This is a genomic window from Cryptosporangium phraense (assembly GCF_006912135.1).
Taxonomy (GTDB): domain Bacteria; phylum Actinomycetota; class Actinomycetes; order Mycobacteriales; family Cryptosporangiaceae; genus Cryptosporangium; species Cryptosporangium phraense.
Genome location: NZ_VIRS01000049.1, coordinates 41,199 through 47,639, shown reverse-complemented (window position 1 = coordinate 47,639; position 6,441 = coordinate 41,199). Strand labels below are relative to the sequence as shown.

Here is a 6,441-nt window from a genome sequence, read left to right as displayed (position 1 = left end):
GCGGCTAGTGACCAGCCGCCGTTCTTCCTTTGCGGGCCACGGGCCGCAACGCGCAGCCGTGCCGTAGGGATCACTCGGCCGGCTCTGTGATTGCGGCGGCGCCGCTACGGCCACCACACGCTCGCCGGAGCACATTTAGTTTCTGGATTGGTCAACTTTCCTGACCAAGTAGTCAGGAAAGTTGACCAATCCGCAGAACATGTTGCCGATGCCACCCGCCACCTCGGACCGCGCCGAGGATCGGCGCCAACAGCGCGCGCCGCGGCCGCGCCGGCCGCGATCGAGGGGCGCCTCGCGGATCGACGCGTTATCGGTCCTTCACCCGCCCCGACGTCAGGCCGTCGTTTGCGGCAGGTGAGTCTAGGACGGCGGTGAGTTTCTCGTTCGGGGTGGCCCAGTCGGGGTCTCCTGATGAGACGCGCGGGGAGGTCGGTGCTTTGGGGAAGTACTGGCGCAGCAGGCCACTGGTGTTTTCATTCGAGCCGCGTTGCCAGGGTGAGTGCGGGTCGTAGAAGTAGATGTCCAGGTCGGTGGCGAGGGTGATGTCGCCGTGCAGCGCCATTTGGAAGCCGCCGTCCCGGACGGCGGGCGCAGTGTGGTCCGCGGGCGGCTTTGCTCGCAACCTCAGCGCGAGCCCGGAGGCTCGGGCTTGCGCATCGACCAGCCGGTGCGCAGGTGTGCTCAGCGCGCAGTGCGGCTGCCCGCGGGTCTGCACGAAAAGGACTGCTAGGTCGTTTCGTGGGACACGCGCATCTCCGGCCGGTCGACCAACGCCTCGGCCGGACTGCCCTGGATCTGCCGAGGGCCCCAGCCATGCTCCAGCCCCGGTTACCACGAACGCGGCCAACTCGTCCGACGCGGCCAGCGTCGCGTCTGCGGCCCGCGGTCTGCGGTCTGCGGTCGGGCAGACAACCCCGATACCGCCAGACCCGCCGGTCCGGCCGCCGACCGGACTGATCACGCGTCAGCTCCCGCCCGATCGCCGACCAATCACGACCCCGCACCCGACCGATCTGCGCTGCAGACTGCCCAGCCGCCCACAACACCGCGATCTCCACCCGCTCCGCCAGCGACAAGACCCGACCGGACCCGCCACGTCACGTCACGTCACGTCACGATCACCCCGCCAGCCCGGCACGCCATGCGGCCAACACCCCAGTGTGGCAACCAGGCTCTGAATCCAACGCGCTGACAACCCCGACAACCGTCAATCCGCGCGCGGAGCGGCTAATTGAGGGCTCGGAGGAAATTCTTGGCTACCGGAACCGAAACCGACGTGCTGTGGCCCCCGCCCTCGACGAAGACCGCGAACGCGATCTCGCCCTGGTACCCGACGAACCACGCGTGCGCATGATCAGGATTGTTGTCGTACTCGGCCGTCCCCGTCTTCCCGTACACCGGCCCACCCGGAGCATCCCGCAGAGCCGTAGCCGTGCCATCGGTCACGACCTCACGCATCATCGCCCGCAACGGCTGCAGCGCGGCCACCTCGAGCTGCGGCCCGGCCGGCACGACCGGCTGCCCGGCCACCAACGTCGGCGCCTTGAACTGCCCGGACGCCACCGCCGCGGTCGCCGCGGCCATCGACAGCGGGCTCACCACGGTCGTGCCCTGACCGAACGCGGCCGCGGCCCGCTCGGCCGCGTCACCGCCGGTCGAGACCTTGCCGGAGAACGCGGGCACCGGGAGCTTGTAGTCCGACTCCAGGCCCAGCGTGCGACCGGCGTCGGCCAGCCCGTCCGGCCCGAGTCGCGGAGCCAGCGCGACGAACGCCGTGTTGCACGACTGGGCGAAGTCGGTCCGGAACGGCACGTTGCCCAGCTCGAAGTCGTCGAAATTCTTGAAGTCGCGGCCACCGGCGGCCAGGTGGCTCGGGCACGCGACGGTCTCCTCGGCGGTGACCTTGCCGCTGTCGAGCAGACCCAGCGCCGAGACCATCTTGAACGTCGAGCCGGGCGGGACCCGGGCCTCGAACGCGGCGTTGAACGTCCCACCGTCGGGGCCGTTCGCGGCCGCGAGCACCGCGCCGTCCTTGATCCGGATCGCCACCACCGCGCTGCGCTGGGTCACGTCCTTCAGCGCGGTCTCCGCGGCGGTCTGGACGCGCTGGTCGAGCGTGGTGCGGACGTCCTGGCCGGGCTTCGGCACGGTGGAGAAGAGGTCGGCCTCGGTCTTGTCCGGGTGGCGGACGAGGATGGTCTCCCCCGGCGTGCCGCGGAGCCGGGCGTCGAACGCGGCCTGCAGTCCGCCGTGGCCGACGTGGTCGCCGAGGTCGTACTTCCCCGGGTTCTTGGTCAGGTCCTCTTTGGTGACGTCGGAGACCGAGCCGAGCAGCGCGCGGGCGAACTGGCGGGTCGGCGCGAGGTCGAGCGTGGACTTCGTCGTCGTGGTGCCGGCGATCGCGCTGATCCGCGACTCGATCTGGTCGTAGGCCTCCTGGCGCAGGGTCACGACCTCGACCGCGATGCCCGGCTTGGCCTTCGCGAGCTGGGCCGGCAGATCGGACAGGTCGACGTCGGTGTCGATCTGTTCGAACGCGGCCGTCAACTGCTTCGCGGTGGCGGCGGCGTCGGTGACCTTGGCCGGGTCGAGCAGGACGGTGACGACCGGCCGGGCCTTGACGATCGGGCTCCCGGTCGTGTCGAGGACGCTCGCCCTGGGCGCCTCCTTCCGCTGGGCCACCAGCACGTCCCCGGTCTTCAGGCTCTTGTGCACCAGCGCGGGCTCCCAGACCACCTGCCACTTGTCGTCGTTCTTCCGCAGCCGCACCGACGTGTCGTAGGCCCAGACGACACCGCCGGGCAGGGTCCAGGTCACCTTCACCGTGCTCGTCGCGTCGTCGTCCTTCACCGTCGCCTTCCCGGAGCGGGCGAGCTTCGACGGCGCGGCCGGGAGGTCGCCGGCGACCTTCGCGATCTCCTGCTTCAGGTCCGGAACGGCCTTGCCGTTCGGATCGACGACGCTGACCTTGGCGAACTTCCCGTGCTGCCAGCCGTCGAGGAACGCGTCGATGGTGGGCTCCGGCGCGTCGTCCTTCGAGCAGGCGGTGAGGACGGCAGCGCACAGCACGACGAGCGTGGCCAGGGTCGTTTTGTTCATCGGATCCCTCTGTGCGCGTTTGTCCAGCTTCGGTCAGTCAGCGGGCCCGATCGTAGGGCAGCCGCGCGAATGCGGCGACGGCCTCGATGATCCGGACGTAGCGCGCCGAGAAGAACAGGTCGAACGTGTGTTGGGCGCCGGGCAGCTCGGCCAGGATCACCGGCTGGGAGCTGACCGCCCGGAGCTTCGCGGCGAACTCCCGGGTGTCCTCGATCAGCGTCGAGGCGTCCAGGTCGCCGTGCAGGAACAGGAACGGCGGGGCCTCGGTCAGGTGGTCCAGCGGCGAGGAGCCGGGCCCGGCGACCCGTCCGTAGTAGCCGTAGAAGCCGACGACGGCCGAGACCGACGTGTCGGCGTCCTCGAAGCCGGGCTGGAAGGTCGGGTCGTTCGGGGTGAGCGCGAGCATGCTGGCCAGATGCCCGCCGGCCGAGCTGCCGGAGACGACGATCGTGCCCGCGTCACCGCCGTACTCCGCGATGTGCTCCCGGACCCAGGCGATCACTCGCTTGGCGTCCACATGGGCGTCGGGATAGCCGGTGAAGCGGTAGTTGGCGCTGACGCAGACCCAGCCCCGCGCGGCGAGCGCGTAGAGGAGGGCCCGGCCCTCCTTGCGTTTGTGACCGATCCGGAAGCCGCCGCCGTGGAAGTAGACGAAGACGGGTCCGGGGGTGGGTCCGCAGTAGACGTCGAGCCGGTTGCGCCGGCCGGCGTCGCCGTAGGCGAGGTCGCCGATCCGGCGGACGCCCCGGCGACGGACGGCGAACGGGGCGAGCAGGACGTGGGCCCAGGGAATCGGCGTCGTCACCTGCAGGGCCGCCCCAGTGGCCAGCGCGCGCCGGATCAGGACGACCAGCCCGGCGGCGGTCAGCACGGCGACGGCGAGCCCTACCAGACCGCCCGGGGTGAAGAGGTCTCCCTGGGCGGCGGCGAGGAGCGACTCGGCGATCAACAGGTAGAGGGCGAGGAACGGCAGCTCGTTGATCATGAACGTGGCCCAGAACGCCCAGTGGCTCGGCGTCGTGTGCGCGGGGCGGGGACCGACGACGGCGGTGCCGGTGGCGAAGGCCAGGATCCCGACCGAGATGAGGTATCCGAAAGGCATGGCCTGAGCGTGGCTCCGGCCGTCGGGGTCCCGCTTCCGGCCGGTGGCTCGCCCCACTTCTACTTTGGTCGGATCAGGAGCTCGCCGTGCGGGATGCTGATCCAGCCGTCGGGATGGGCGGCCCACTCGCGCCAGGCTGCGGCCACGGCCTCCAGATCGTCGACAGTGGCGAGGCCTGAGTCGACGAGTTGCCCGGCGATGGCCGAGCCGGTGATCCGGTCGGCCCACATCCCACCCCACGCCTCGCGCGCCGCCGGCTCGGCGTAACACCAGGTCGACGACGTGGCCGTCACATCGGTCGCGCCGGCCGCGTGGGCCCAGGCCAGGAGGCGACGGCCGGCGTTCGGCTCGCCGCCGTTGGCCCGGGCCGCGGCCTGGTAGAGCGCGAGCCACCGGTCCAGCCCGGGGAGCTCCGGGTACCAGGTGAAGCCGCGGTAGTCGCCGTCGCGCACCGCGACGACGCCACCCGGACGGCAGACCCGGATCATCTCGCGCAGCGCCGCCACCGGATCGGCCACGTGCTGTAGCACCTGGTGCGCGTGCACGACGTCGAACGAATCCGACGGCAGGTCGAGCGCGTGGACGTCGGCGACGAGGAAGTCGATCGAGTCGGCGCCCCGGCGCGCGGCCTCGGCCCGGGTGAGCGCGAGCGCATTCTCGGTCACCTCGACCGCGGTGACCCGGCCCGGAGCGACCCGTTCGGCCAGGTCGACGGTGATGGTGCCGGGGCCGCTGCCGATGTCGAGCAGGTCGAGGCCGCCCCGCAGGTGAGGGAGCAGGTAGCCGGCCGAGTTCTCCATGGTGCGGGTCCGGTGGGACCGCAGCACGCTCTCCGCATGCCCGTGCGTGTACATGTCTCCACCGTAGACCTCGATCCCACTGAACGGGAAACTCATCCCAAAAAATGAGAAGGCCCCCGACACCGCTTCAAACGCCCCCGCGGTGGACACTCAAGGAGCGTCGAACCGACAACCGCGGAGGCACACCATTCCGACAGCCACCGCGCGGTTACCTCGGATCCCCGGCTCCGCGAACACCGCCCGACGCTTCGCCGCCGACTTCCTCGCGTCCTCCGGCGCCGCGGGGATGGTCGTCGAGGACGTCGTGCTGCTCGTCAGCGAGGTCGTCTCCAACGCGATCGAGCACACCGACGGCGCCGGCGCCGTCCAGCTCGACCTCCGGCTCGACGGCGCCGTCCTGCACGTTGCGGTGAGTGACGATTCCGTGCAACTGCCCGAACTCCAGAACCGGGACGGGAAGGCCCATCGCGGACGCGGGCTCCAGCTGGTCGAGATGCTGGCCGACGAGTGGGGCGTCCGGGTTCGTCCGGACGGAAAGACGGTCTGGTTCGAGCTGACGGTAGCCTGATCGGTCTGCCCGGCTGAGCTGCTGTCATAGTTGCGAAGGCCGCCAACATCGCAGCAGAACGGAGCCGATGAATGTCCCAGACCCACTCGCTGGAGGGCCTGTTGCCCGTTCTCGCCGGAGACCCCGAGGGCATCGTCGACGAGTGGTCCGAGATCGTCACCCAGAGCCTGCGCGGGCGGGTCAGCAAGCCGGAGGTACGCACCGAGCTGGCCGAGCTCTACCGGACGCTGCGCGCCGGACTGGAAAGCTCCGACTTCACCGAGTTGCACGGGCTGCTGGCCGAGCTGTCCCGGGCCCGCGCGGTGCAGGGCTTCTCCCCGCGGGAGACCGCGGTCAGCGTGTTCGCGCTCAAGCAGGTCGTCAGCCGCCGGATCGGCGACGACCTGCCGCTCGGCGAGTTCCTGCAGTTCTCCGCGCTGGTCGACGACCTCGGGCTGCTCACGTTCGAGGCCTACTCGCAGGCCCGCGAGCAGGTGATCGCCGAGCAGGCCGAGCAGCTGCTCGAGCTGTCGACGCCGGTCGTCAAGCTCTGGGACGGGATCATCGCGGTGCCGCTGGTCGGCACTTTGGACTCGGCTCGGGCGCAGGCCGTCATGGAGCAGTTACTCGAGGCCCTGACCAGCACCGACGCCGACACCGCGATCATCGACATCACCGGCGTGCCCGCGGTCGACACCCAGGTCGCCCAGCACCTGCTGAAGACGGTGATGGCCGCGCGGCTGATGGGTGCCGAGTCGATCATCTCCGGCATCCGCCCGCAGATCGCCCAGACCATCGTCGCGCTCGGTATCGAGTTCGGGGACATCGCCACGAAGGCGACGCTCGCCGACGCGCTCGCGCTGGCGCTGCACCGGCGTCAGGGCCGGAGCTGA

At 70.5% G+C, this 6,441-nt stretch carries 6 protein-coding genes and 1 pseudogene; 2 read left to right on the top strand and 5 right to left on the bottom strand.

The genetic code is table 11. The features are described 5' to 3' along the window. Positions 1 to 307: 307 nt before the first annotated feature. The 5 genes and pseudogenes from FL583_RS43275 to FL583_RS37045 form a co-directional block, all read right to left on the bottom strand. Positions 308 to 577: pseudogene (locus FL583_RS43275) on the bottom strand (transposase); the annotation flags it as partial. Next, positions 474 to 1,076 carry a helix-turn-helix domain-containing protein gene (locus tag FL583_RS43270; RefSeq protein WP_142709585.1) on the bottom strand — a complete coding sequence of 201 codons (603 nt, stop codon included), beginning with the start codon at positions 1,074 to 1,076 and terminating at the stop codon, positions 474 to 476. The gene FL583_RS43270 and the pseudogene FL583_RS43275, both read right to left, overlap by 104 nt. Before the next feature lie 151 nt (positions 1,077 to 1,227). Then, positions 1,228 to 3,099 carry a penicillin-binding transpeptidase domain-containing protein gene (locus FL583_RS37055; RefSeq protein WP_142709584.1) on the bottom strand — a complete coding sequence of 624 codons (1,872 nt, stop codon included), beginning with the start codon at positions 3,097 to 3,099 and terminating at the stop codon, positions 1,228 to 1,230. A gap of 37 nt (positions 3,100 to 3,136) precedes the next feature. Continuing rightward, on the bottom strand, positions 3,137 to 4,201 hold the full coding sequence (locus FL583_RS37050) for an alpha/beta hydrolase (RefSeq protein WP_205752790.1): 1,065 nt from the start codon (positions 4,199 to 4,201) through the stop codon (positions 3,137 to 3,139). A gap of 59 nt (positions 4,202 to 4,260) precedes the next feature. Continuing rightward, positions 4,261 to 5,055: a class I SAM-dependent methyltransferase gene (locus FL583_RS37045; RefSeq protein WP_142709583.1), complete on the bottom strand. Its 795-nt coding sequence runs from the start codon at positions 5,053 to 5,055 to the stop codon at positions 4,261 to 4,263. 88 nt (positions 5,056 to 5,143) lie between these two features. On the opposite strand from FL583_RS37045, the gene FL583_RS37040 reads away from it, so the two are divergent. Continuing rightward, the gene (locus tag FL583_RS37040; protein ID WP_170324067.1) at positions 5,144 to 5,569 is read left to right on the top strand and encodes an ATP-binding protein; all 426 of its coding nucleotides are present in this window, start codon (positions 5,144 to 5,146) and stop codon (positions 5,567 to 5,569) included. A 71-nt stretch (positions 5,570 to 5,640) separates the two neighbouring features. Continuing rightward, complete coding sequence (locus FL583_RS37035) at positions 5,641 to 6,441, top strand: STAS domain-containing protein (protein ID WP_142709581.1); 801 nt, start codon at positions 5,641 to 5,643, stop codon at positions 6,439 to 6,441.

Excerpts from the sequence above, each read along its gene's own strand:
- FL583_RS37055 (WP_142709584.1), bottom strand. The coding sequence starts at position 3,099 with ATGAACAAAACGACCCTGGCCACGCTCGTCGTGCTGTGCGCTGCCGTC.
- FL583_RS37050 (WP_205752790.1), bottom strand. The coding sequence starts at position 4,201 with ATGCCTTTCGGATACCTCATCTCGGTCGGGATCCTGGCCTTCGCCACC.
- FL583_RS37045 (WP_142709583.1), bottom strand. The coding sequence starts at position 5,055 with ATGTACACGCACGGGCATGCGGAGAGCGTGCTGCGGTCCCACCGGACC.
- FL583_RS37035 (WP_142709581.1), top strand. The coding sequence starts at position 5,641 with ATGTCCCAGACCCACTCGCTGGAGGGCCTGTTGCCCGTTCTCGCCGGA.